Source organism: Pseudomonas asplenii (assembly GCF_001293465.1).
In the GTDB taxonomy this organism is placed as follows: Bacteria; Pseudomonadota; Gammaproteobacteria; order Pseudomonadales; family Pseudomonadaceae; genus Aquipseudomonas; species Aquipseudomonas fuscovaginae_B.
Genome location: NZ_JSYZ01000011.1, coordinates 267,413 through 294,163, shown reverse-complemented (window position 1 = coordinate 294,163; position 26,751 = coordinate 267,413). Strand labels below are relative to the sequence as shown.

Annotated in this window: 14 protein-coding genes and 1 pseudogene; 4 read left to right on the top strand and 11 right to left on the bottom strand. The window is 66.1% G+C overall.

The window, feature by feature from the left end; genetic code table 11:
- Positions 1-2: 2 nt before the first annotated feature.
- The 3 genes from PF66_RS16805 (at position 3) to adeC (ending at position 14,633) form a co-directional block, all read left to right on the top strand.
- Complete coding sequence (locus PF66_RS16805; RefSeq protein ID WP_054063318.1) at positions 3-12,122, top strand: non-ribosomal peptide synthetase; 12,120 nt, start codon at positions 3-5, stop codon at positions 12,120-12,122.
- 271 nt (positions 12,123-12,393) lie between these two features.
- Positions 12,394-13,221 carry a helix-turn-helix transcriptional regulator gene (locus PF66_RS16800; RefSeq protein ID WP_054063317.1) on the top strand — a complete coding sequence of 276 codons (828 nt, stop codon included), beginning with the start codon at positions 12,394-12,396 and terminating at the stop codon, positions 13,219-13,221.
- Complete coding sequence (gene adeC / locus PF66_RS16795; RefSeq protein WP_054063316.1) at positions 13,218-14,633, top strand: AdeC/AdeK/OprM family multidrug efflux complex outer membrane factor; 1,416 nt, start codon at positions 13,218-13,220, stop codon at positions 14,631-14,633. The genes PF66_RS16800 and adeC overlap by 4 nt, the downstream gene beginning before the upstream one ends.
- Positions 14,634-14,720: 87 nt before the next feature.
- On the opposite strand, the gene PF66_RS16790 is transcribed toward adeC, so the two are convergent.
- Positions 14,721-16,259 carry a class I adenylate-forming enzyme family protein gene (locus tag PF66_RS16790; RefSeq protein WP_054059180.1) on the bottom strand — a complete coding sequence of 513 codons (1,539 nt, stop codon included), beginning with the start codon at positions 16,257-16,259 and terminating at the stop codon, positions 14,721-14,723.
- Positions 16,260-16,529: 270 nt separating this feature from the next.
- On the opposite strand from PF66_RS16790, the gene PF66_RS16785 reads away from it, so the two are divergent.
- A complete protein-coding gene (locus PF66_RS16785) occupies positions 16,530-17,099 on the top strand; it encodes a LuxR C-terminal-related transcriptional regulator (RefSeq protein ID WP_152973041.1) in 570 nt (189 codons plus the stop codon).
- Positions 17,100-17,145: 46 nt separating this feature from the next.
- Here the strand turns inward: PF66_RS16785 and PF66_RS16780 are convergent, their stop codons facing one another.
- The 10 genes and pseudogenes from PF66_RS16780 to PF66_RS33295 form a co-directional block, all read right to left on the bottom strand.
- The gene (locus tag PF66_RS16780; protein ID WP_054063315.1) at positions 17,146-17,736 is read right to left on the bottom strand and encodes a peroxidase-related enzyme; all 591 of its coding nucleotides are present in this window, start codon (positions 17,734-17,736) and stop codon (positions 17,146-17,148) included.
- A complete protein-coding gene (locus PF66_RS16775) occupies positions 17,736-18,263 on the bottom strand; it encodes a CMD domain-containing protein (protein ID WP_054059183.1) in 528 nt (175 codons plus the stop codon). Before PF66_RS16775 ends, PF66_RS16780 begins: the two co-directional genes overlap by 1 nt.
- Positions 18,264-18,318: 55 nt before the next feature.
- Positions 18,319-19,884, bottom strand: coding sequence for an ABC transporter substrate-binding protein (locus PF66_RS16770; protein WP_054059184.1), 1,566 nt, complete (start codon positions 19,882-19,884; stop codon positions 18,319-18,321).
- Between the two features lie 54 nt (positions 19,885-19,938).
- A complete protein-coding gene (locus tag PF66_RS16765; RefSeq protein ID WP_054063314.1) occupies positions 19,939-20,952 on the bottom strand; it encodes an ABC transporter ATP-binding protein in 1,014 nt (337 codons plus the stop codon).
- A complete protein-coding gene (locus PF66_RS16760; RefSeq protein ID WP_054063313.1) occupies positions 20,942-21,961 on the bottom strand; it encodes an ABC transporter ATP-binding protein in 1,020 nt (339 codons plus the stop codon). The genes PF66_RS16765 and PF66_RS16760 overlap by 11 nt, the downstream gene beginning before the upstream one ends.
- On the bottom strand, positions 21,958-22,863 hold the full coding sequence (locus tag PF66_RS16755) for an ABC transporter permease (RefSeq protein ID WP_054063312.1): 906 nt from the start codon (positions 22,861-22,863) through the stop codon (positions 21,958-21,960). The genes PF66_RS16760 and PF66_RS16755 overlap by 4 nt, the downstream gene beginning before the upstream one ends.
- Complete coding sequence (locus PF66_RS16750) at positions 22,860-23,834, bottom strand: ABC transporter permease (RefSeq protein WP_054058372.1); 975 nt, start codon at positions 23,832-23,834, stop codon at positions 22,860-22,862. The genes PF66_RS16755 and PF66_RS16750 overlap by 4 nt, the downstream gene beginning before the upstream one ends.
- Positions 23,831-25,291 (bottom strand): SidA/IucD/PvdA family monooxygenase, encoded by a 1,461-nt coding sequence (locus PF66_RS16745; protein WP_054063334.1) that lies wholly within the window; start codon positions 25,289-25,291, stop codon positions 23,831-23,833. Before PF66_RS16745 ends, PF66_RS16750 begins: the two co-directional genes overlap by 4 nt.
- 225 nt (positions 25,292-25,516) lie before the next feature.
- A complete protein-coding gene (locus PF66_RS16740) occupies positions 25,517-26,467 on the bottom strand; it encodes a LysR family transcriptional regulator (protein ID WP_054063311.1) in 951 nt (316 codons plus the stop codon).
- A gap of 96 nt (positions 26,468-26,563) precedes the next feature.
- Positions 26,564-26,751: pseudogene (locus PF66_RS33295) on the bottom strand (hypothetical protein); the annotation flags it as partial.

Here is a 26,751-nt window from a genome sequence, read left to right as displayed (position 1 = left end):
AAATGGATTCGTCGACCGAAAAGCTGTCCGCGCAAACCAGCGTGTCCCACGAACTGGCTTCGGTCCAGCAGGGTATCTGGCTCGATCAGATCGCCCACCCTGATCTGCCCTACTACAACATCGGCATGTCCCTGGAGATCCGCGGCGAGATCGACATCCCGCTGTTCGAGAAAGCGATCGAAATGGTCGCCAACCGCAACGACACGCTGCGCCTGAGTTTCAGCCATGAAGGCGGCACCGGTCGCCAGCGGGTCTTGCCCGAGGTCAAGGTCAAGCTCGAAGTGGTGGAGTTTTCCGAGGCCGACGACGACGCCGGCCTGGCCATGGAGTATCTGCGCGAAGCCTTTCGCAAACCGTTCGAGTCCTTGACCGGCCAGCTCTGGGAGGCGCGCATGGTGCGTTGCGGACCAAAGCGCCATTACTGGCTCAACCGCTACCATCACCTGGTCACCGACGGCATCGGCGTGGCGCTGATCGGGCATGCGGTGGGCGCCGCCTACAACAGCCTGCTGGCCGGCAACGAGGAAGTCGCCGAGGGCCACTCCTACCTGTCGTTTCTCGAGGAAGACCGTGCCTACCTGCAGTCCTCGCGCTACGAGCGCGACCGTCAGTTCTGGCAGGAAGTCTACGCGCAACTGCCACCGCCGCTGTTGCAGCGCCGCGCCGACTTCAAGGCCGGCAAGGCCAACGAACTGGCGCCCAGCGCCCAGGTCCAGGCGATGCTGCCGCGGTCGCTGTACAACGCCCTGACGCAGTTCGCCAGCGAACGCAGCCTGTCGGTGGCCCATGTGCTGATCAGCGTGGTCGGCACCTATTTCTGCCGCACCGTGGGAGTCGATGAAATCGTCATCGGCATGCCGGTGCACAACCGCACCACCGCCCGCCAGAAAGCCACCGCCGGCATGTTCTCCTCGGTCAGCCCGATTCGCCTGGCGGTCGACCCGCAAGGTTCGCTGCTGGACCTGATGAACGCCGCCGGTGCGCAACTGCGTCGCTGCTACCGCCACCAGCGTTTCCCCATCGCCGAGCTCAACCGCACCCTGCGCCTGGCCCAGACCGGGCGTCGGCAGCTGTTCGACGTTTCGCTGTCGTTCGAAAGCCTCGACGGCGACGATCAGTTTGGTGGCACCTCGTCGCGGGTGATCACCATGGACAACGGCTACGAGCAGACGCCGATGGCGATTTTCGTGCGCGACTACCATCCGTTCGAAGACGTGCACCTGGACTTCAACTTCAATACCGCCTACTACAGCCTCGAAGAGGCCCAGCGCCTGCAACAGCGCATGTTCGCCATGCTCGAAGCGGTGCTGGAACAGCATGACACCCCCGTGGCGCACTTCCCGCTGATGGGCGAGGAGGAACGCCGGCAGTTGCAGGTCGGATTCAACGATACCGCCCGCGTCTATCCGCGTGACGTACTGATCCACCAGTTGGTCGAACAGCAGGTCGCCCAGCGGCCGAACGCCTGTGCCGTACGCGGCGACAGCGGGCCGCTGCTCAGCTACGAACAACTCAACCGCCAGGCCAACCAGCTCGCCCACCGGCTGATCGAACTGGGGGTGGAACCCGATGCCCGGGTTGCCGTCAGCCTGCGCCGCGGCCCGGAGATGGTCATCGCCCTGCTGGGCATTCTCAAGGCCGGCGGTGCCTATGTGCCGGTCGACCCGGACCTGCCGAGTGCCCGCCAGGCCTACATGCTCGACGACAGCGCGCCACGTGCGGTCCTCACCGTCCAGGCGCTACGGGACGGGCTGCCGGCCCTGAACGTGCCGGTGCTGCTGCTCGACGACCCCGACGACAGCGCACAACTGGCGGCACAGCCGACCTTCAACCCGGATCCCCGGGTCCTCGGCCTGCAGCCCGGGCACCTGGCCTACGTGCTCTACACCTCGGGTTCCACCGGGACACCGAAGGGGGTGATGAACGAACACCTGGGCGTCGTCAACCGCCTGCTCTGGGCCCGTGACGAATACGCCGTCGACGCTACCGACCGGGTGCTGCAGAAGACCCCGTTCGGTTTCGACGTGTCGGTCTGGGAGTTCTTCCTGCCGTTGCTCGCCGGTGCCGAACTGGTCATGGCCCGTCCGGGTGGCCATCAGGAACCGGACTACCTGGCCCGGGTGATCCGCGAGGCCGGTATCACCCTGCTGCACTTCGTGCCATCGATGCTCGATCTGTTCCTGGAACATCGTGCCAGTCGCGACTTCCCCGACCTGCGCCGGGTGCTGTGCAGCGGCGAAGCCCTGCCCCGTGGCCTGCAACGACGCTTCGAACAACAACTGGCCGGTGTCGAGCTGCACAACCTCTATGGCCCGACCGAAGCGGCCATCGACGTCACCGCCTGGCAGTGCCGTCCCGGCGATCCGGGCGAAAGCGTGCCGATCGGTCGCCCCATTGCCAATATCCAGATGCACGTGCTCGATACCCTGGGCCAGGTACAACCGCTGGGCGTGGCCGGTGAGTTGCACATCGGCGGTATCGGCGTTGCCCGGGGCTATCTGAACCAGCCTCAACTGACGGCCGAGCGCTTCGTCGCCGACCCGTTCTCCAGCGATCCCCAGGCGCGCCTGTACAAGACCGGCGACCTGGGCCGCTGGCTGGCCAACGGTGCCCTGGAGTACCTGGGGCGCAACGACTTCCAGGTGAAGATCCGCGGCCTGCGCATCGAGATCGGCGAAGTCGAGGCTGCCCTGGCCCTGTGCGCCGGGGTTCGCGAGGTGGTGGTGATCGCCCGTGAAGACGAGCCCGGCCAGGCGGAAAGCAAGCGCCTGGTGGCCTATGTCTGCGGCGAACCGGCACCCGCCGAACAACTGCGCAACGAACTGCTCAAGCACCTGCCCGAATACATGGTGCCCAGCGCCTTCGTGCACCTGGACAAGCTGCCACTGACCGCCAACGGCAAGCTCGACCGCCGTGCCCTGCCCGCCCCGGGCGTCGAATCCCTGGCCAGCAAGGCCTACGAGGCCCCTGTCGGCGAGACCGAAGTGGCCATCGCCGAAATCTGGAAAACCCTGCTCGGTCTCGACCAGGTCGGTCGTCACGACGGCTTCCTCGAACTGGGCGGCCATTCGCTGCTCACCGTGCAACTGCAGGCCCGCCTGCACCAGGAACTGGGGGCCGAGATCGACCTGCGCACCCTGTTCGGCATCGGCTCCCTGCAAGCCCTGGCCCAATGCGTGGACCAGGCCGGCCGTTCCTCGTTGCAGACCATCGAAGCCGTGGCCCGCGACCAGGACCTGCCACTGTCCCTGGCCCAGCAACGCCTGTGGTTCCTCGACCAGCTCGACCACGCCGCCAGCATCGCCTATCACATGCCCGCGGCCCTGCGCCTGCGCGGCCAGCTCGACCGCCAGGCCCTGCAACGGGCCCTGGACCGTATCGTCGCGCGTCACGAAAGCCTGCGCACCACCTTCGAACGCCAGGGCGATCACGTCCGCCAGCGCTTCGCCCCAGAGGACATCGGCTTCAGTCTGCTCGAGCATGACCTGCGGGACCTGGACGAGCAGGCCCGGCAACAGGCCGTCGAGCGACTGGGCCGTGAGGAATCCGGCGCACCGTTCGACCTGAGCCAGGGTCCGCTGATTCGCGGACGCCTGCTGCAACTGGCCGAGGACGAACATGTGCTGCTGGTCACCCAGCACCATATCGTCTCCGATGGCTGGTCCGTGGCCGTGCTGATCGGCGAGTTCAATCGCCTCTACAGCGCCTTCAGCCAGGGCCTGGACGATCCGCTGCCGGCGCTGACCCTGCAATACGCCGACTACGCCGCCTGGCAGCAACAGTACCTGCAAGGCGAACGCCTGCAGGCCCAGACCCGTTTCTGGAACGAGCACCTGAGCGGTGCGCCAGGCCTGCTGGAACTGCCGGCCGATCGTCCGCGGCCCCAGGTACAGAGCTACCGGGGCGCCACCCTGCCCCTGGAACTGCCGGCCACCCTCAGCACCCGGCTGCGCCAGTTCAGCCAGCAACAGGGCCTGACGCCGTTCATGACCCTGCTGGCCGCCTGGTCGATCCTGCTCTCGCGCCTGAGCAACCAGGCCGAAGTGGTGGTCGGTACTCCGGTGGCCAACCGGCCGCGCCAGGAAACCGAGGCGCTGATCGGCTTCTTCGTCAACACCCTGGCCCTGCGGGTCGATGTCCAGGCCCACGAACGCGTCGAGCAGTTGCTGGCGCGGGTCAAGGCCATCACCCTGGAGGCCTACGACCATCAGGACCTGCCGTTCGAACAGGTGGTCGAAGCCCTGCAGCCGGAGCGCAGCCTCGGCCACAGCCCGCTGTTCCAGGCCATGCTGGTGCTGGGTAACACTCCGCAGGACCAGGCGCTGTCGCTGCCCGGCCTGGAACTGACGCCACTGCCCCAGGCCAGCGGCACCACCCAGTTCGACCTGAGCCTGTCGCTCAATGACGACGGCGCAACCATCCGTGGCCAGTTCGAGTACGCCACCGATCTGTTCGACGCCAGCACCATCGAACGCTGGAGCCGCCACCTGCTGCACCTGCTCGACGCCCTGCTTGGCGATATCACGCAGCCGCTGGCAACCCTGCCGCTGCTCGATCACCAGCAGCGTCGCGAACTGCTCACCGGTTTCAACCGGACCTACGTCCCGTTCGCCGAAGGCCTGCGCTTGCAGGACCTCTTCGAACAGCAGGTGCAGGCACGCCCCGAGGCCATCGCGGTGCAGGCCGAAGGCATCGCCCTGAGCTATGCCGAACTCAACACCCGGGCCAACCGCATCGCCCATCGCCTGATCGCCGCGGGCCTGCAGCCGGATGAGCGGGTGGCCCTGCTGGTGGAGCGCAGCCCGGAAATGATCGTCGGCATCCTCGCCATCCTCAAGGCCGGTGGCGCCTATGTGCCGCTCGACCCGAACTATCCGCAGGACCGCCTGCAACACATGCTCGACGACAGCGCGCCACGGGTGCTGCTGAGCCAGAGCGATCTGGCCCGGCAACTGCCGCCACTGTCGATTCCCAACCTGTCGCTGACGGACAGCCCCGGTAACGACGCCAATCCCCACGTCGCCCATCTGACCTCGCGGCAGCTGTGCTACGTGATGTACACCTCCGGCTCCACCGGCAAGCCGAAAGGCGTGATGCTCGAGCACCGTTCCGTGTGCAACCAGATCGGCGCCCTGCAGGAACGCTACGGCCTCAATCCAAAGGACCGCGTCCTGCAATTCGCCACCATGACCTTCGACATGTCCGTCGAGGAGATCTTCGGTGCCCTGCTCTCCGGCGCCACCCTGGTGCTGCGCTCGGACGCCTGGATCGCCGGCACCGCCGCCTTCGCCGCGCTGTGCGAGCAGTACGCGATCACCGTCGCCAACCTGCCTACCGTGTTCTGGCAACAGGTCGCCCGCGATGCCCATGTCCCCCTGCCGACCTCCCTGCGCCAGTTCATGATCGGCGGCGAAGCCGTGGGCAAACAGGCGGTGGCCCAGTGGTTCGAGCGGGAAACCCATCGTCCGGCGCTGTTCAACGCCTACGGTCCGACCGAAGCCACGGTCAACGCCTCGATCCGCCTGATGGAACGCGACAACGAAGACTTCCGCTCCATCGGCACGCCGGTGCGCAATACCCAGCTGCATGTGCTGGATGCCGCCGGTAACCTCGCGCCCCTGGGCGTGGCCGGTGAGTTGCATATCGGTGGCGTCGGCGTGGCCCGCGGCTACCTCAACCGGGCCGAACTGAGCGCCGAACGCTTCATCACCGATCCGTTCAGCACCGCCTCGGACGCCCGGCTGTACAAGACCGGCGACCTGGCCCGCTGGCGCGCCGACGGCACCCTCGAATACCTGGGCCGCAACGACGACCAGGTGAAGATCCGCGGCTTCCGGGTCGAACTGGGGGAAATCGAGGCCGTGCTGGCCGCCTGCGAAGGCGTCAGCGAAGCCGTGGTCGTGGCCCGGGAAAGCCAACCCGGCCAATCCGAAAGCAAGCGTCTGGTGGCCTACCTGTGTGGCGACGCCGTGCCCGTCGAGCAACTGCGCGCGGCCCTGCTGGAGACCTTGCCGGACTATATGGTGCCGAGCGCCTACGTACACCTGGAGGCCATGCCACTGACCCCCAACGGCAAACTGGACCGCCGCGCCCTGCCCGCTCCGGGCCAGGAAGCCTTTGCCAGCCGCGCCTATGAAGCCCCGCGCGGCGAGGTCGAGCAGATCGTCGCCGGGGTCTGGCAGGACCTGCTGGGTATCGAGCAGGTCGGTCGTCATGACCGCTTTTTCGAACTCGGCGGCCACTCGCTGCTGGCCGTCAGCCTGATCGACCGGCTGCGCCAGCGCGGCCTGCATGCCAGTGTCCGCACCGTGTTCACCGCGCCCAGCGTGTGGGAGATGGCCCAGGCCATCGGGCGCGACAGCCAGGCCCTGTTCCAGGCACCGGCCAACCGCATTCCGGCCGGCTGTACCGAACTGACCCCGGACATGCTGCCGCTGGTGAACCTGAATGCCACGCAACTGGAGCGGATCGTCAGCGCCGTCCCCGGCGGGGCCGCCAATATCCAGGACATCTACCCGTTGGCGCCACTGCAGCAAGGTATCCTCTTCCATCACCTGCTGGGCCACGAAGGCGACGCCTACCTGGTGCGCTCGCTGATCGAGTTCGACGACCGCCAGCGCCTCGATGCCTTTGTCGAAGCCCTGCAGACGGTCATCGACCGCCACGACATCCTGCGCAGCTCGGTGCACTGGGTCGGCCTGCCGCAGGCCGTGCAGGTGGTCCATCGCCAGGTGCGACTGCCGCTGGAAACACTCACCCTGAGCCCGAACCAGGACCCGCGCAGCCAGCTGGAGCAACTGAGCGATCCACGACGGCTGCGCCTGGATCTGCAACAGGCGCCGCTGATGCGCGCCTGCATCGCCCGTGATCCACACGCCGAGCGCTGGCTGCTGGCCCTGCTCGACCACCACATGATCAGCGACCACGTGTCCCTGGGCATCGTGCTCGAGGAAATCCGTGCCCTGATGCAGGGCCAGGGCGCCGAACTGCCGGCTCCGCAGCCTTACCGGGAGTTTGTCGCACAGGTCCTCGCCACCCCGGCCGAAGTGCACGAGGGCTACTTCAGACGTCGCCTGGCCGATGTCGACGAGCCCACCGCACCGTTCGGCATCCTCGATGTCCAGGGCGACGGTGCCCGGGTCAGCGAGACCAGCCAGCATCTGGACCCGGCCCTGAGTCTGCGGATCCGGGCCCGTGCCCAGGCCGCCGGGGTCACTCCGGCCGTGCTGTTCCATATCGCCTGGGCCCAGGTGCTCGGGCGCTGCACCGACCGTGATGACGTGGTGTTCGGCACCGTGGTCGCCGGCCGTCTGCAAGGCTCGGCGGGGGCGGACCGCGCCCTTGGGGTGTTCATCAATACCTTGCCGGTGCGCGTGCAACTGGCCCGCTCCGGGGTCGGCTCACTGGTGGACGAGACCTATCGCGACCTCAGCGAAATGCTGGCCCACGAGCAGGCCTCCCTGGCCCTGGCCCAGCGTTGCAGCGGCGTCGCGGCGGGCCTGCCGTTGTTCACCACGCTGTTCAACTATCGCCATTCCTCCGACGGCGGCTCTCTGGCCAACCAGGAGCACGTGCTGGCCTGGGATGGCGTGCGTTTCCTGAGCAACGAAGCGCGTACCAACTACCCGATCGAAGTGGCCGTGGCCGATGAAGGGGGCGGTTTCTCCCTGACCACCCAGGCCATCGACGGTATCGACCCACGGCGTATCGCCGACTACCTCGTCCACGCCGTGAGCGAACTGGTCGCTGCCCTTGAGCAGGACCCCGCGCGTCCGGCCGCCGACCTGAAGGTCGTGCCCGAAGCCGAACGGCAACAGTTGCTCAACGACTTCAACGACACCGCCACCGACTTCGGACCGGCCCAGCCGATCCATACCCTGTTCGAAGCCCAGGTCCGCGCCAACCCCGACGCCGTAGCCCTGCTCTGCGAAGACCGCCAGTTGAGCTATCGCCAGCTCAACCGCCGTGCCAACCATCTGGCCCGGCAACTGCTGGCACTCGGTGTGCAACCGGACGAACGCGTGGCCATCTGCGCCGAACGCAGCCTCGACATGATCGTCGGCCTGCTCGGCGTGCTCAAGGCCGGGGCCGCCTATGTGCCCATCGACCCGGCCCACCCGGCCGAGCGCATGGCCTTCATGCTCCAGGACAGCCAGCCACGGGCATTGTTGACCCAGGCCGCGCTATCGCTGCCGGCCGGCGACCTGCCGCTGTTGCTGCTGGACACCGCCGAATCGCTGCAGGCCGTGGACGAGGCGGTTTTCGACGTCAACCCGGTCGTTGCGGACCTGACGCCTGAGCACCTGGCCTATGTGATCTACACCTCCGGCTCCACCGGCCAGTCCAAGGGCGTGATGGTCGAACACCGCTCGGTGTTCAACTTCTGGCACGTGCTGACCCGCACCACCCACCAGCACTGCCCGACACCCGCCACCGTGGCGCTCAATGCCGGCTTCTTCTTCGACATGTCGATCAAGGGCATCTCGCAGCTGTTCTCCGGGCACAAGCTGGTGATCATCCCGCAACTGATCCGCGCCAGCGGCAGCGAGCTGCTCGACTTCCTCGAACAGCACCAGGTGCACGCCTTCGACTCGACCCCGTCGCAGCTCGACACCCTGCTCGCCGCCGGCCTGCTGGAGCGTCGCAGCTACCAGCCGGTCAGCGTGCTGCTCGGTGGCGAGGCACTCAACGCCAGTACCTGGGAGAAGCTGCGCAACTGCCAGACCATCCGCTTCTACAACATGTACGGCCCGACCGAGTGCACGGTGGACGCGACTCTCGACCTGATCCGTGATCTGGGCGAAAAACCGAGCATCGGCCGGCCGTTCGCCAACGTCCAGGTGCATGTCCTCGATGCCCGGGGCGAGCCCGCGCCGCTGGGCGTGGCCGGGGAAATCCATATCGGCGGCGTCGGTGTGGCCCGTGGCTACCTCAACCGCGACGCGCTGAGTGCCGAACGCTTTATCGCCGACCGCTTCAGCAAGGTGCCCGGGGCCCGCCTGTACAAGACCGGCGACCTGGGTCGCTGGCTGGCCGACGGCACCCTGGAATACCTGGGTCGCAACGACTTCCAGGTGAAGATCCGCGGTTTCCGCATCGAACTGGGGGAAATCGAGAATGCCCTGCTGGCGGTTCCGGGTGTTCGCGAAGCGGTGGTCATCGCCCGCGATGACAGCCAGGGTGACTCGGATAACCAGCGGCTGGTCGCCTATGTCTGCGGCGAGCCGGTGCCGGCCGAGCAGTTGCGCAGTGCCTTGCTGGGCGGTCTGCCCGAATACATGGTGCCCAGTGCCTTTGTGCATCTGGACAAGCTGCCATTGACCGCCAACGGCAAGCTCGACCGTCGCGCCCTGCCCGCTCCTGGCCAGGACGCCCTGGCCAGCAAGGCCTACGAGGCGCCGCAAGGCGAGACCGAGGAGGCCATCGCCGAGATCTGGAAAGGCCTGCTGCACCTGGACCAGGTCGGCCGCCATGACGGTTTCCTCGAACTGGGCGGACACTCGCTGCTGGCCGTGCAGTTGCTCTCGCGGCTGCGCCGCAAGCTCGGCGCCCGGATCAGCCTGCGCGAGCTGTTCGACGACCCCACCGTGCGGGGCCTGGCCGCGCTGGTCAACGCCAGCGCACCGAGCGAGGCACAATCGATTCCCCGGGCCAACCGCTCGGGTCGGCTACCGCTGTCGTTCGCCCAGCAACGCCTGTGGTTCCTCGATCACCTCGATCACGCCGCCGGTGCCGCCTACCACCTGCCGATGGCCCTGCGCCTGAGTGGCCGGCTGGACAAGGTGGCCTTGCAGGCGACCCTGGATCGCCTGGTCATGCGCCACGAAACCCTGCGCACCCGTTTCGAACTGGTGGATGGCGAGCCGCTGCAGAAAATCGCTCCGGCCGATACCCGCTTCCCGCTGACGGAACAGGACCTGCGTGCGCTGTCGGCCGAGTCCCGCGAGGCCACGCTGGCCCGTCTCGGCCAGGACAATGCCACACAACTGTTCGACCTGAGCCAGGGGCCGCTGGTGCGCGGCCAACTGCTGCAAGTGGCGGAGGACGAGCATGTGTTGCTGATCACCCTGCACCACATCGTTTCCGACGGCTGGTCCAACAGTGTCCTGGCCCATGAAGTGAGCGTGCTGTACAACGCCTTCAGCCAGGGGCAGAAGGATCCGCTGCCGGCCCTGGCGCTGCAGTACGTGGATTATGCCGCGTGGCAGCGTCAGGCCCTGGACGGCCCGGCGCTGCAGGCCCAGGTCGACTTCTGGCGCAAACACCTGGAGGGTGCGCCCACTCTGCTGAGCCTGCCGCTGGATCGGCCACGTCCGGCGATCCAGAGTTATGCCGGCGGCATCGTCGAGTGCGCCTTCTCGCCAAGCCTGAGCGCCGACCTGCGCGCCTTCAGCCAGGCCCAGGGCAGCACGCTGTTCATGGTGCTGCTGGCCGGCTGGTCGGTATTGATGCACCACCTCAGCGGCCAGCACGATGTGGTGGTCGGCACCCCCGTGGCCAACCGCCAGCGGCCGGAACTGGAGTCGTTGATCGGTTTCTTCGCCAACACCCTGGCGCTGCGTATCGGTACCGACCGCGAGCTGCGGGTGAGCGACCTGCTCGGCAGGATCAAGGACCTGACCCTGGCAGCCTACAGCCATCAGGACCTGCCCTTCGAGCAGGTGGTCAGCGCCCTGCAACCGACCCGCAGCATGAGCCACAGTCCGTTGTTCCAGGTGATGCTGAGCCTGGACAACACCCCACCGGCTCCGCTGCAACTGCCCGGGCTGCAGGTGACGTCCCTGGACAGCGCCCACCGCACCACGCAGTTCGACCTGTCGTTGTCGCTGGTGGACACCGGCGAACGTATCCGCGGCAGCCTGCAATACGCCAGCGACCTGTTCGACGTCAGCACCGTGCAGGCCATTGCCGAGCTGTTTGCCAAGGTCCTGGAAAATCTGCTGGGCGATGCACAGCAGTCCATCGGCCAGTTGCTGGAGAACACGCCGGCATTGCCGCGTTCGGCCGATGCCGTGGCGATCGCGGCACCGGTCGAGGAGCCGAGGCCCGAGCCGCGGCCTTACGAGGCGCCGCAGGGCGATACCGAAATCGCCATCGCCCAACTCTGGAAGGAGCTGTTCAAGCTGGAGCAGGTCAGCCGGCATGACGATTTCTTCAGCCTCGGCGGTATTTCGCTGATGGCCGTGCAGATGGCCTCGCGCCTGCGCAAGGTGCTCGGCAAGCCGATCGCGGTGCGTGACCTGTTCGTCGAGCCGACCATCGCCGGCTTCGCCCGGACCCTGGACGGCCAGGCGCGTCCCGGTCAGCACGGCAACCTGGTGGCTGTGCGCCGCACGGGCTCGCAACGACCGTTGTTCCTGGTCCACCCCCTGGGCGGTGAAGTGCAGTATGCCCGCGATCTGGCTCCGACACTGGATCCGCAGGTGCCGGTCTACGGTCTGGCAGCCAGTGGCCTGGTCGCCGGGGAAACGCCGCTGTTCGAGGTGCCGGCCATGGCCGCGCGCTACCTGGCAGCCATTCGCCAGGTCCAGCCGCAAGGCCCTTACCGGATCGCCGGCTGGTCGGCCGGTGGCCTGATCGCCTATGAAATGGCCAGGCAGTTGCAGGCCGCAGGTGAGTCCCTGGAGTTCGTCGGCATCATCGACGCTTCGGCACGTCCCGAGCCGGCCCCGGCGCAGTCCTTGAGCGAAGCGCAGTTCCTGATGGCCTGGCTGCCTACGCAGGTCGAACCCCAGGTGCGGCAGCAACTGGCCGCACTGGCGCAGGAGAATGCCATCGAGGCGATGCTGGCGTTGTGCATGACTCATCGCCTGCTTCCGCAAGAGCTGCCCCAGGACGTCGATGCCGACCTGCTGCGGAGCCATCTCGCGGTGGCCTATGCGATACGCCTGGCCATTGGCGCCTATGTGAGCCCGGCCAGCTCGCTCAAGGTCTCGCTGTTCACCGCCAGCGGGCAGGAACGCAACGATCCGCTGTTGGGTTGGGGGGCGTTGCTGGAAGCCGCGCCAGTCGTCACGGCACTTCCCGGAACGCACAACACGCTGGTCCAGCCACCCCATGTCGGGGCCCTGGGCCAGGCGATCTCCCGGGCGTTGAGGGAGAGTGCCGTTCAATCATCCTGATGGAGAAGCGCTTCACTCTGGAAAAGTCGGCGCCAGCTAAACTGGCGCCGGCTCAGCCGTGTAGGATGTCCCTGTTTTCTACTACAGACTTATCCTACGTAGCTGGGTCTAATGATTCAGTACTGAATCGTTTTTGTGGATGGATTCACACGTCATGCCTGGGCTGCCAGGTATCAGGCAAGAAATGGTTTGAGCGTCGAAGGGTAATGGACGGATCGCCTCTGCCCTGCCGACAGAATTGCAAGCTATTACTGATATGCAGGATCAGCATATGAGCCCACGAACGAATGTCAAAGAAGCAAAGAACGCCCATATCTATCAAGAACTGGGGAGACTGATTTCCAGCATCGGGGACGAGACGTTTCTGAGCAACATGCATCAGTTGGTCAACGCCTCGGTGGCTGTCAGCCGGATCGAACTCAGCGAATGGACCGTCGACGACAGCCAGTCGTCGGTTGTCGATGTCCAACTGCTGGGGCATGCGGGCCTCGAATTGAGCCCGCAAATGCAGGCGGTCTGTCCGACCAACGCCATGCACCGCAACGACCACCCTCTGGTCAAACGGGTGCTGGAGGTGCAGGACGCACTGCTGATTCATCTGAACGCCCGGATGAAAGACGAGAAAGACAACAATTGCCTCGGCACGTCCCATCAATGCAGTCTCATTTCACGCAAGGCCAACCGTTGCTGCGTGATCTCGCTGCACCGCCCGCGGGTGGAACGCGATTACTCCCTGCAGGAGCTGTCCTTCCTCAAATGCCTCTCCGAGACGTTGCTGCCGCTGGCGCAAAGACACGCCCGTGCCTGTCGACAGGCCAGCGCCAGAAACCCGCAGGGCAAGACAGCCCATGCCTCGAGCCTGGAACAGACACAACTGCAACAGGAGTTCGGTGAGCGCTTAAGTGCCTGCGAGATCACGTTGTCGGCACGGGAAAAGGAGGTCTGCCTGGGATTGCTGGCCGGCGGTACCGTACCCGAAATCGCGGAGAAACTCTGCGTCAAGAACAGTTCCATTGAAACCTACCTCAAGCGCTCCGCCGCCAAACTGGGTGTCAGCGGGCGACATGGATTGGCCAAGTGGATGATAGGAGCAGAATGAACAGATCCCTCAGTCCCTGGTTGCTGGCCGCGCTGGCCCTGGGCGGTTGCTCGCTGATTCCGGACTACCAGCGCCCGGCGGCGCCGGTCGCCGCCCAATACCCCGGCACACCCGATCAGGCCACGGCCCCGGCGACGCTGGCGGCGGACGTCGGCTGGCGAGAGCTGTTTCGCGACCCGACACTGCAACAACTGATCGAAAGCGCCTTGCGCAACAATCGCGACTTGCGCGTGGCGGCCCTCAACGTCGAGGCCTTCCAGGCGCAATACCGGATCCAGCGCGCCGACCTGTTCCCGGCGATCAGCGCCACTGGCAGCGGCACGCACCAGCGCGTGCCGGCCAGCATCACTCAGACCGGCAAGGCGGCCATCAGTCACAGCAACTCGGTGACGCTGGGCATCAGCGCCTACGAGCTGGACCTGTTCGGGCGTGTCCGCAGCCTGAGCGACCAGGCCCTGCTGACCTACCTATCCACCGAGCAGGCCCGCCGCAGTACCCAGCTGAGCCTGATCGCCAGTGTCGCCAATGCCTACCTGACCTGGCGCGCCGACCAGGAACTGCTGGCCCTGACCCGGGACACCCTCGCCTCCTACGAGCAGAGCCTGCGCCTGACCGAACACAGCAACCAGGTCGGTACGGCCTCGGCCCTGGCCCTTAGCCAGTCGCGCACTTCGGTGGAGAGCGCCAGGGCCAGCCTGGCGACCTTCCAGCGCCAGGTCGCCCAGGACCTCAACAACCTGACCCTGCTGGTGGGAGCACCGGTGGCGGACAGCCCGTCCAGCCAGCCGCTGGCCGCCGACTGGATCACCGAACTGCCGGCGGGCCTGCCTTCGGACCTGCTGCAGCGACGTCCGGACATTCTCCAGGCCGAATACCAGCTGCAGTCGGCCAATGCCAGCATCGGGGCCGCCCGCGCGGCGTTCTTCCCGAGCATCACCCTCACCGCCAACGCGGGCACCTCCAGCAATGAATTGTCGGGGCTGTTCAAGGGCGGCTCGGGAAGCTGGCTGTTCCAGCCGCAGATCAACCTGCCGATTTTCAACGCCGGCAGCCTGCGGGCGAGCCTGGACTACGCGAAGATCCAGAAGGACATCCGCGTTTCGCAGTACGAGAAATCGATCCAGACCGCCTTCCAGGAGGTCTCCGATGGCCTGGCCGCCCGCCAGACCTACAAGGACCAACTGCAGGCGCAGGACGCTCTGGTACAGGCCAACCAGGCGTATTACCGCCTGGCCGAGCGTCGCTATCGCGTCGGCGTCGACAACAGCCTGACCTTTCTCGATGCCCAGCGCTCGCTGTTCAGTTCCCGACAGACCCTGATCACCGACCGGCTGGCGCAACTGAGCGCCGAGGTCAATCTGTACAAGGCCCTGGGCGGAGGCTGGATGGAGCGCGGCGGCAAGAACCTCTGAGGAGCAGACGATGGGCTGATGCGGGCGCTCGCGGCGATCATCGCGCCTGGGCCCGCATCGCCATCGCTCGCACCGCCGCTACCACCCTCAGGGAATGCAGGCCTCGCCGGCATGGCGCTTGAGCCACTGGCGCAATTCGGTCTTGAGGATCTTGCCGACGTTGTTCCTGGGCAAGGTGCTGCAGAGGATGTACCTGTTCGGTTTCTTGAATGCCGCCATGCGCTGGATGAACCAGGCGTCGAGCGAGGATTCGTCGAGCGTCCCGGCACTACGTGGCACGACGAACGCCACCACCGACTCGCCCAGCTCGGCATCGGGTTGCCCCACCACGCAGACATCGAAGACCTGCGGATGCTGCGCCAGCACTTCCTCGACCTCCCTTGGATACACGTTGACTTCACCGCTGATGATCACGTCCCTGGCCCGGTCAGTGAGCGTCAGGTAGCCGGCATCGTCGATAAAGCCCACGTCGCCGGTCAGCAGCCAGCCATCCACCAGGGTACGCCGCGTTGCCAGGTCGGTCCCCCAGTAGCCGCGCATGACCGTGGGCCCACGCACGGCGATTTCCCCCAACTGCCCGCACGGCAGCGGCTCATGTCCGGCGTCCAGCACACGCAGTTCCAGGCACGCCAGGGCCCGCCCCACGGACGCGGCCAGCCTGGTCCAGTCGGGGTGGCTTCGAGCCGCGACCACCTCACGGGACAGGCTGCTGATCAACGGGCTCTCGCCTTGACCGTAGATCTGCACCAGCCGCGGACCGAACGTGTCGAGCGCTTCTTCCAGATCCGCCAGGTACATGGGCGCGGCACCATAGACAATGGTCTTGATGCCCTCGCCGCCATAGCCCTGGCGGCGGGCCTGCTCGACCATCTGCCGCAGCGTGGCCGGTGCCACGAAGACACAGACACGCTCCAGTCGTGCGGCCAGCTCGAACAACTCATCGGCGTTGAAACCGCGGGAATCCGGGACTACGTGACGGGCGCCGCAGCGCACGTGGATGCAGCTCAACAGACCGGAACCATGGGACATCGGCCCGGCATAGAGCACGGCATCCTCGGCGCTGACCGGGTCGACATCCAACTGATAGCACAGCGACATGGCAACCAGATTGCCATGACTGAGCATCACCCCCTTGGGACGCCCGGTCGTGCCCGAGGTATAGAACAGCCACGCCAGGTCGTCGGCATGCCGTGGGCAGGGCGTGTCCGGCAGTACCGCATCCATCGGAGCGAGCGCGCCCATGTCCTCCCGTTCCAGCTCACGACATCCGCGGGGCAAGGCCTCGCGCGGGAACAGTCCGCCGTTATCGGTAAAGATCAGCCGGGCCTGGGCGTCGCCGATGATGCAGCTGGCTTCGCTGGGGTGCAGCTTGCAGTTGATCGGCACCGCCACGGCACCGACCCACCAGATGGCATGGAGCAGTTCGAGGTATTCACAGCAGTTGGGCATGAACAACGCGATGCGGTCGCCGGGAACGATGCCGTGCTCGCCGGTCAGATAGGCGGCACGGTGGCGGACCAGTGCGGCAAAAGTGCCATAGTCGGCCACCTCCCGCGTTCCCTCGAACAAGGCGGGCCGCTGCGGACAACGCCGGCCGGCGTCATCCAGCCAGTTGGCGATATTCATTGCTCAGCTCCTGCGTGCCTGAAGGAGCGAGGTGCGGGCCTTTTCCCTGTTGGCGGCACAATCGCCGGGACACGCGAAAGGCAAACAGCTGGCCGCGACAATGGGGACACGGTCATGGATCATGGCGATTTCCTTCTTGGATTGGCTGAAGCATCGATTACAATGGAATACCAACGGGATCGCTCGCCAGTTGGTACAACTACGTACATGGGGTACGTAAGCCAGCCTTGGGCTCATCAATAACAACGCCCCCACCGAATCAGGATGTCAATGAGCGCTATCGTGCAACAACAGGATCTGCAGCGCCTGGCATTCATGGCGTCACCCGCCCCCCAGTTGATCACCGGCGACCGTGTGATACTCGACTGCAACGCCGCCTTCCTGGAACTGTTCGGTTACTCGCGCGAAGAGCTGCTGGGACAACTGACCCTGCTGATCCATCCTTCCCCGGATGACTACCGGGCCTTCGGCACTCGCAGTCGCAACGGGCTGCGGCGCAGCAAGAGCGGTTCCTACTCCGATGAGCGCCTGCTGCAGCGCAAGGACGGCGAGGTGTTCTGGGCCAGGTCGCAGGGCTATACCCTGACCCCGAGCGACCCGTTCAAGCTGATCGTCTGGCACCTGGAGCGCCTGGGCCGGATGCAGCGCATCGCCGTGGACCTCACGCCCCGCGAACGTGAGGTGTCGATGCACATCGTCAAGGGCCTGACCTGCAAGGAAGTGGCGAAGCAGCTGCAGATTTCCCATCGTACCGTGGAAGTCCACCGCGCCAGGCTGATGAAGAAACTCCAGGCCAGGAACAGCGTCGAGCTGGTGTCGAAGATCATTCTCGTCGATTGAGGCCTGCGCCCGCAGGCTTCGCCCGGCCCTGCCTCCCCTCCGGGCGTCACGCCTGCCGGGGAAACACCGGCTCGCCCAGGTTGAGCATCAGCCGGTTGGCCCAGGCGAAAATCGAAATGGCATGGATCAGGTCCAGCACCTGGCCATCGTCCAGCCCATGCTCGCGCAGTGCCAGGATGTGACCGGCGCCCAGGTTCGTCGGAGCCAGCGTCAGGTCGATGGAGAACTGCACGATGGCCCGCTCGCGGGGCGTCGTGCCGGCCGTGGCCGGGTCGGCGAAGATCTCGCGGATCACGTCGTTGCGCTTGGCCAACTGCTCGAAGCGTTGCGCGTGGACCGAGGCGCAATAGACACAGCGGTTGATCCGCGAGACCACGGTGCTGGCCAGTTCGCGCTCGGCGCGGGACAGGCCGCCCGGGGCGTACATGATCGCGTTGAACGCCTGGGAGCGCTGGCGCAGGATGTCCGGGTGATGGCCCAGGGTCAGGTAATAGTCCGAGGTCTTGGCCTGCGGGTGACTCTCTTCGAGCACCGCGATCTGCTCCGGCGTGGCGCTTTGCAGGTCGATGGTCGGCAGCCAGGCTTTCCAGCCCAGCACTTCGTTGGTGAAACCATTGCTGCGGATCGGTTCGCTCATCAGGCGGCTCCTGCGCGGGACAAGGCCGTGAGGCCGGCGGCCAGGCGGACCTGGTAGGACACAAAGGCGATCAACTGCGCCAGGACGACGATCTCTTCGGTACTCAGCCCCTGCTGTTGCAGCGTTCGCAGTGCAGCCTTGTCGCCATGTACCGGGGACTCGATCAGCGTACGGGTAAAGCCCAGTATCGCTGCCAGGCGGCTATCGCCCAGCGCTTCGAGGTTTCCCGCGTCGATGCTGGCCAGGGTGGTGTTGTCGATACCCTGTTCATGCAGTTGCGCCAGGTAGTGCGCGGCGAGCGCCGCCTGCGGAGTCAGTCGCGCCGCGTAGTAGGCCACCCACAGGCGCTCGCACAGCGACAGGTTGTTGCCCAGTTCGGCAGCGAAAAACAGCTCCTGGCTGCCCTGGGTCGCCGAGACGACTTTCTCCCGGGCATGGCGTACGTCGTGCAAGGCCGTGCCGGGCTGGAGGTTCAGCAGGCTGTCGAGCAGATCGGGCACGACAGCGTTGGCGGTGATGGAAGACATGAGGTTTCCTGCGGATCGATGACAGCCTTCCCGCCCAGGCAGGAAGGCATTGGGTTCAAGGTTGCTCGGTGACCATCAGCGCCGCGGTACGGTCGCTGACCAGCGGCTCGACCTTAAGGCCTTTGCGCGCAGCCCAGATATTCTGGTAGTGGAACAGCGGAATGATGCCGACATCGTCGCTGACCACTTTCACCGCATCCTGGAGGATCTTGCGCCGCCTGGCCTCATCGAATTCGGCGGTGGAATCGATCAGCGCCTTGTCCACCAGCGGGTTGCTGTAGCGCCCCCAGTTGGAGGCGCCCTGCCCCTTGCTGCTGTCGACGGTGGTGAGGATGTTGGTCAGCGCATAGGCCGCCTCGCCGGTGCCATTGCCCCAGGCGATCACGCTGACCGCCAGCTCGTTCTTGTTCGCCTTGCCGGCGTAGACCGCCCAGGGCAGCACTTCCAACTGCACCTTGAGACCGATGCGGGTCCAGAACTGGGCCACCGCCTGCAAGGTTTCCGGTGCCTGCGGGTAGCGGTCGCCGGGAACGTGCACGGTCAGCTGGAAGCCGTCCGGGAAGCCGGCCTCGGCCAGCAACGCCTTGGCCTGTTTCGGGTCGTAGGGAATGTTCTTCACCTGCGGGTTGTAGCCGAAGGTGTTGGCCGGCATCCACTGGTTGGCCTCGGTGACCGTACCCTGCATGATGCGCTGGTCGATGGCCTGGCGATTGATCGCCAGCGACAGCGCCTTGCGCACCCGCACGTCTCGCAACGGGTTCTGCGCCAGTGGCTTGCCGCTGTTGTCGCGAACGAACTCGTTCGGCCCCTCGCGGAAGCTCGGCTGGATGATCAGCGCGCGCAGGCCCTGGTAGGCGAAGACGTTGATCCCCGGGGTCTTGCGCAGGCGCTCGACATCGGTCGGCGAGACCTTGTCGATCACGTCGACATCGCCGGCCAGCAGCGCCGCCGTGCGGTTGGCGGCGTTGGCGATGAAGCGGAAGTCGACCTTGTCCCAGGTCGGCCTGGGGCCCCAGTAGCTGTCGTTGCGCGCGAAGATCGTGCGATCGCCCGGCACGTAGGACACGAAGCGATACGGCCCGGTGCCGATCAGGGCCTTGCCCGAGTTGTAGTCGGCGCTGCTGGCGGTGGCACCGGCATGGCGGCTGACGATGTAGATCGAGTCGACATCGGGCAGCAGGTTGGCGTTCGGTGTGCGGGTCTTGATCAGCAGCGTATGGGCATCCTTGGCCTGCACCGACTCCACGGTGCGCGTGGCCCCGGCGTAGGAAGCGACACTGCCCGGCACGTTGCGCGCCCGCTCGAAGGAGAAGACGAAGTCGTCGGCGGTCAGCGGCGTACCGTCCTGCCACTTGACGTCGTCGCGCAGCTCGAACTGCCAGGTGGTCGGGTCGAGCACCTTCCAGCTCCTGGCCAGGCCCGGCAGGGTCTTGTCATCGTGGCGATTGACCAGTGACTCGAAGGCGTGCAGCGCCACCGAGCGGTCGCCGGCATAGTTGTTCAGTTGCGGGTCGAGGGAGGAAACCGGGTCGGCGTAGCCGATGCGCAGGTCCTGGGCCGAGACGCCGCCGGCGGCCAGGAGCAGCGCCGAGGCGATCAGTGAGCGAACACGTGGTTGCATGGGTGATTCCTTGTACGCAATGGCGAAAAGCATGCCGGGCATCAGCGCGCCCGTTCAGGGATGCTCGTTGAGGTGACACGCACTCAGGTGGTTCGGCGAAACCTCCCTGAGGGCTGGAACTTCCTCGCGGCAACGCGCCGTGGCGCGCGGGCAGCGAGGATGGAAATGACACTCGCCGGGCGGGCTCAGCGGACTGGGGATTTCCCCTTGGATCGCGTCATAACGGGAATTGCGGACATCGAAGCGCGGAATCTGCGCCAGCAGGGCCTGGGTGTACGGGTGGTTGGCGCGGGCGAACAGCTCGTCCACCGACGCGCTCTCCACCACCCGGCCGAGGTACATCACCACCACGCGGTCGCACAGGTGCTCGACCACGCCAAGGTCGTGGCTGATGAACAGGTAGGTCAGGCCGAGCTGGTCGCGCAGGTCCATGAACAGGTTGAGGATCTGCGCCTGGATCGACACATCCAGGGCCGCCACCGACTCGTCGCACACCAGCAGTTGCGGCTGCACCGCCAGGGCCCGGGCAATGCCGATGCGCTGGCGCTGGCCGCCGCTGAACTGGTGCGGATAGCGCTGGCGCAACTGCGGGTCGAGCCCGGCACGTTCGAGCTGGGCACAGACGTAGTCGTCGAAACCGCGCCGGTCGGTGAGACCGTGCAACAGCGCGCCCTCGCCGACGATACGATCGACCCGCAGGCGCGGATTGAGGCTGGCCGACGGGTCCTGGAAGATCATCTGCACCTTCAGGCGCACGGCCTGGCGCTGCCCGGCCGTCAGGCTGTCGAGGTCGAGGCCGTCGACCCGGACGCTGCCCGAGGACACCGGCAGCAACCCGGCGACCATCCGCCCGAGGGTCGACTTGCCGCAGCCCGACTCGCCCACCAGCCCGACCACTTCGCCGCGGGCGATGCGCAGGTCGACCCGGTCGACGGCGTGGGTCCGCAGTTGCGGGCGGGTCAGGCACAGGCGTTGCAGCAGGTGCTGAAGGGTACGCTCGCCAGGCGCCTTGCCAAAGGTCTTGCTGACCTGGTTCAGCTCGATGAGAGGTATCTGCTCACTGCGCATCGGCGGCTCCCGGGTGAAAACAGCGGACGATCCGTCCACGTGGCATCTGCAGGGGCTGAGGTTCTGCCGCGCACAACGGCGAAGCCCGCGCGCAACGGGCGGCGAAGGCACAGCCGACGGGCATCGACAGCAGATCCGGCGCCATGCCGGGGATCTGCCGCAGGCGCTGGCCGCGGCTGTTGCGGCTGGGCAGGCTGTCGATCAGGCCCTGGGTATAGGGGTGCTGCGGCTGGTCGAGGACATCGCCGACCGTGCCCTGCTCGACGATACGCCCGGCGTACATCACCGCCACGTCGTCGGCCAGGCCGGCCACCACCGACAGGTCGTGGGTGATCCAGATCAACGAGGTCCCCTGCTCGCGCACCAGTTGCTGCACCTGGCTGAGGATCTGCGCCTGGATCGTCACATCGAGGGCGGTGGTCGGCTCGTCGGCGATGATCAGGTCCGGCGCATGCAACAGGGCAATGGCAATCGCCACGCGCTGACGCATGCCGCCGGACAGTTGATGGGGATAGGCGCGCAGGCGCTCCTCGGGGCTGGCGATGCCCATTCGCGCCAGGGTACGCGCGGCGTGCTCACGGGCCTCGCGCTTGCCCAGCGATCGATGGGCACGCACCGCCTCGACCATCTGCGTATCGATGCGCAGCACCGGGTTGAGGGTCATCATCGGGTCCTGGAAGATCATCGCGATGCGGTTGCCCTGCAACTCGCGCCGTTGCGATGGCGAGAGCCGGGTCAGGTCGCGCCCCTGGAACAGCACCTGGCCGCCGCTGATCCGCCCGGGTGCATCGACCAGGCCGAGGATGGAGAAACCGGTGACCGACTTGCCGGAGCCGGATTCGCCCACCAGGCCGAGAATGCGCCCCGGCTGCACCCGCAACGACACGTCACGCACCGCCGGCAACACGCCGGCACGGGTGTGGAACGAGGTGCAGAGGTTGCGCACTTCGAGCGTCGGCACGCCGGCCTTGTCCGTTGCGGCGACAATCGCCGATTCAGGCAGGTTCATCGTTGCAGCCTCGGGTTCAGGACATCGCGCAGGCGGTCGCCCACCAGGTTGATCGCGACGATGGTGACCAGCATCGCCAGGCCCGGAAACAGGCTGATCCAGTATTCGTTGCCGAGCATGTACTGGAAGCCGTTGGCGATCAGCAGGCCCAGCGAGGGTTCGGTCACCGGCACCCCCAGGCCCAGGAACGACAGGGTCGCCTCCAGGGTGATCGCCCGGGCGATCTGCAGCGCGCCGATGACGATCAGCGGCGGCAGGCAGTTGGGCAGGATGTGGCCGATGACGATCCGCCACGAACCGATGCCCTGCCCCCGCGCGGCGTCGACATATTCGCGACGACTCTCGGTCAGCGCCTGGCCACGGGCGGTGCGGGCGTAGTAGGCCCATTCGAGCAGTACCAGGGTGAGCATCACGTTGCCCACGCCCTTGCCCAGCCAGGCGAGGATCATCAGCGCCATGAGAATCACCGGGAACGACAGCAGCAGGTCGACCAGGCGCATCAGCAAGGCGTCGACCCAGCCGCCGACGTAGGCCGACAGCAACCCGAGCAGCGTGCCGATCAGCGCGGCGATCAGCGCCGAGCCGATGCCCACCCACAGACTGATGCGCAGCCCGTAGAGGATCGCCGACACCAGGTCGCGGCCCTGCCCGTCCGTGCCCAGCCAGTAGGTGTAGCCGCTGTCCATATTGGCGCTGCCCGGTGGCAGGCGCGCATCCAGCACGTTGAGCTGCATCAGGTCATAGGGGTTCTGCACCACGATCCAGGGGGCCAGCAGCGCCAGCAGCATCACCGCGAGCAACAGCACCAGGCCGGTCACGGCCGAGGGGGAGCCGAGGAACTCCACCAGCACCCGCCGCCACGGCGATTGCGCTGACAAACGATGGGCGAGCACGGCGGTCATCGGCCAGCCTCGATACGAACACGTGGGTCGAGCAGGTAATACAAACCGTCGACCACCAGGTTGAGCACGACGAAAATCACCACGACCACCATCAGATAGGCCACCACCACCGGACGATCCAGGGTGTTGATACTGTCCAGGATCAGCTTGCCGGCGCCCGGCCAGGAGAAAATGCTTTCGGTCACCACCGCATAGGCGATGGTCGAACCCAGTTCCATCGCCAGCACCGTCACCACCGGGATCATGGTGTTGCGCAGCACGTGCATGACCATCACCCGCAGCGGTGACAGGCCCTTGGCCCGGGCGAACCTGACGAACTCCTGGGGCAGCACCTCTCGCACGCCGGCGCGGGTCAGGCGCAGCACCAGGGAAATCTTGAACAGCGCCAGGTTCAGCGCCGGCAGCAACAGGTGCTGCAAGCCGTCGAGGGTCAGCCACGACCATTGCACGCCGAACAGCTCACGGGTGGCGCCACGGCCGCTGGCCGGCAGCCAGCCGAGGGTGATCGAGAACAGCAGGATCATCATCAGCGCGACCCAGAATGCCGGCAGCGAGAAACCGATGATGCTGCCGGCCATCATCAGTCGCGACAGCGGGTGCTCGGGGTATGTCCCGGCGAACAGGCCCAGCGGTACGCCGATCAGCACCGCCAGGCACAGCGCGCTGAACGCCAGTTCGAAGGTGGCCGGCAGGCGTTGCAGGATCAGGCGCATGGCGTCTTCGTGATAGACGAAACTCTGCCCGAGGTTGCCGTGCACGGCGCCCTTGAGGAAGATCAGGTACTGCTCCCACAGCGGCTTGTCCAGCCCCAGGTGGGCGATGGCCTGCAGGCGCTCGGCCTGGTTGAGGTCTTCGCCGACCAGGATGTCCATCGGGTTGCCGATCGCATTGAGGCCGATGAACACCACCAGTGTCATCAGCCAGATGACCAGCAGCGACTGGCCCAGCCGGCGCAGGGTCCAGCCGATCATTGCCGCATCTCGTGGGCGTCCGGCTGGCTGGCAACCCACTCGTCACCCAGCAGTTCCGGTTCGGCGTAGTCGCGCATGGCCGCGTAGTGCTGCTCGATATCGGCGTTGAACAACTCGCCAATCAGCGCCTGGGCCAATCGCTTGGCGCCTTCGCTGATCGCCGGAATGTCGCCCGATACCGCACCGAAGCTGAGGGCGGCGGGATAGCTGAAACAGTGGATGTGATTCAGGCCGGGACAGCTTCCGGGGATTGTTTCCTGGAACTCGAAGTTGCTGCCCAGGTCCGGCAGTTCCGCCAGCTCCGCGTCCGCCTCGTCGGCCGGGGCCTCGAAACGATCGCGCCAGGTCCGTACCTGCGCGCAAAACGGCGAGAACTCCGGGCGCAGACGGAAGTCGGTGCGAAAGCCGGTGGCGAACACCACGAAGTCGGCTTCCAGACGCGCGGTCGGCGTGTCCAGCCAGACGCCGCCGGCCGGGTTTGCCTGCACGGCCAGCAGCGGGCTGTTCAGCAGAAAACGCGCGCGGCCCGACTGCGAGACCCGCAAGGTACTGCCCCGTGGCGGTGGCACCTGCTGGGTGTTGAGATAGTTGCGCAGGCGCCATTTCCAGGCCGCCGGCAGCCGCCAGTAACCATGGGTCATCCCCGGGTTGCCGGCGCCCTTGCCCTTGTTGATGCGCGGCAGCTCGGCGCGACGGATCAGCAGGTCGACCCGGCTGGCGCCGGCCTCCAGTGCGGTCGCCGCACTGTCCATGGCCGAAGCGCCGCCACCGATGACCGCAACCCGCTTGCCTTCGAACCACTCGTTGCGCAGTCCGTCCGCCGAATGCGCCCACAGCTCATAGGGCAGTGCCCGCGCCAGGTCCGGAACCCACGGCCCGCCCAGCCCATCGCGGCCGGTGGCGAGCACCACATGGCGGGCGAGCAGCTGCTGCGTCTGGGCGCCAGCCTGCACCTGCAGTTCCACCAGGCCGTCGGCGCGTGGCGCCACCCGGCTCACCCGGTGTTCGTTGCGCACCTCCAGCGCCAGGGCCTTGCGATACCAGCGCAGGTAATCGGCCCACTGCAGGCGCGGAATCTTGTCCAGGCGCTCCCAGGCCTCCAGGCCGAATTGCGCCTCGAACCAGGCGCGGAAGGTCAGCGCCGGCAAGCCCAGGGCCGGCCCGGTCAGCTGTTTTGGCGAGCGCAGGGTTTCCATGCGCGCGGTGGTCGCCCATGGCCCCTCGAAGCCCGCGGGCGCCTGATCGAAGATCACTGCCGCCACCCCCTGGTGGCGCAACTCGGCAGCCAGCGCCAGGCCGGCCATGCCGCCGCCGATGATCGCCACGTCCAGCACGGCTTGACCGTCGTGCAGGCGTGGCTTGACCCAGGGTTTGGCGGGCAGATCGAGCCAGTCGAGATCCTGGCGCAGGCGTGCTTCCAGTTTCGCCAGGCCGGTGGCGGCAGTTACATCGGACATGTATGGGGTACTCGGCATGAGGTCGGGAGATCGGCCCCCGTCCCTTGAATCGCATTTCTGCAAAGGCCGCTAACATTCAAATATGAATTCTTGGCGGCCTTCAATTCGTAATCCGAATACTAAGAGGCGTTTTTTATTCTCGCAAAGCACAAAAAAGCATATTTATATAACCAATATGATTTTCAGGCGGTCGTGCCTGTCGAGAAGCCGCCACGTGCGCGTGTCTTACTCGGCATAGATACTTTGCAGCAGCGCGTCATGGGCTGCCGCTTCGTGCATGAGCATTTGCGGCAAGAGCAATCTTGCCGAATAGGCGATTTCATCGATCAGTGCCCGGGCCACGTCCGACAGCGGGCTGGCGAAGGCCGAGATCAGGCCGAAGAAGAATGGGATATGGCAACCGAGCGGACGCACCACCACGCCTTCCACCGGCACGCCCCTGGCCGTAAACGGATCGACCAGGGCGACGCCCAGGCCGGCGCGGGCCATCTGCATGGCGATCAGCGAGGTGTTGGTATCGAGCATGCGGGGCGTGCCGCAGCCCGCGTCGCGGAAAGCCTTGTCGATGCGCCGCCGAAAGCGGTAGGGGTTGGCCATGGTGACCAGTGTCTGGCGGGCCAGCAGATCCATGGGCAGCACTTCATGGGCCGCCAGGGGCGAATGCTGCGGCAGTACCGCGACACAGGAGGCTTCGCCGATCCAGTGGATATCCAGCCCGCGATGTTCGAGCGGCAGGCTGACCGCGCCGAGGTCCATGGTCTTGGACAGCACCGCCTGCACCACGTTTTCCGGCGACATGCTCTGCAGCTGGACCTGCTGCGGCCGCAGAGTCTCGGGCAGGCGAGCCAACGCCGCCGGCAGCAGGCCGGCGGCCAGGGCCGAAATCGCCACCAGCTTGATCTGGTGATTCTCCTCCTGGGCGATATGCTGCGCGCGCTGGCGGATATTGCGTATCCCCAACAGCGCGCTCTCGACTTCACCATACATCATGAAGGCCTTGTGCGTCGGCGTGACCTTCGGCCCGCTGCGTTCGAACAGGGCGAAACCCAGCTCCTGCTCCAGTTCCTGAATCACCCGGGTGACCGAGGGCTGCGAACGGCCGAGCATCTTCCCCGCGGCGGTGACACTCCCCGCCGACATCACCGCAGCAAAAGCTTCCAACTGACGCAGATCCATACGCACGCCTTACCGTTACCGATCACGGAAAATCTGGAAGTCTACACGCAAAAATGTGAGAGCCGGCTTGCTGGCGATGGCATACGCATGGGCCCTTCAGTTTTTTTTTGCTGAACGCCACACCGCCGCGAAGCTTTTGCTTTTGCTTTTGATCTTGCTCTTGATCCACCCGCCCCGTTCCCAGCTGGCTGAGTGGAGGTTCTGTTTCGAGAGTTGCCCGGCAGGGATGCCGGGCGAGCCGTGTTGGGCCATGGATGGCCCGTCACGGCGTGCTCTCGAAACAG